Below are 213 nucleotides of genomic sequence, written 5' to 3' on the forward strand. Positions count from 1 at the left end.
CCTGCAGGTGCAGCAGGGGGGCAGTGCCAGCGGCACAGTCCAGCAGGGTGGCACGACGACGATCTTTGCCGGCGCGTCTGCAACAGATACCACCATCACTGGCGGGGCGTTCAATCTGGTTGAAAGCGGCACGGCGACTGGTCTGACGGTCGGCAGCAACGGCACGGTGACGATTGCCTCCAGCGCGACTGTGGTAAACGCGACTGTCACCAG

1 protein-coding gene is annotated in these 213 nt (G+C 64.3%); it reads left to right on the plus strand.

The features are described 5' to 3' along the window. Positions 1-213, plus strand: a 213-nt coding sequence (locus Abin_RS12380) for a hypothetical protein (protein ID WP_048847401.1), incomplete at both ends; no start/stop codon positions are given.

The sequence above is a fragment of the Acetobacter indonesiensis genome (assembly GCF_000963945.1).
Taxonomy (GTDB): domain Bacteria; phylum Pseudomonadota; class Alphaproteobacteria; order Acetobacterales; family Acetobacteraceae; genus Acetobacter; species Acetobacter indonesiensis.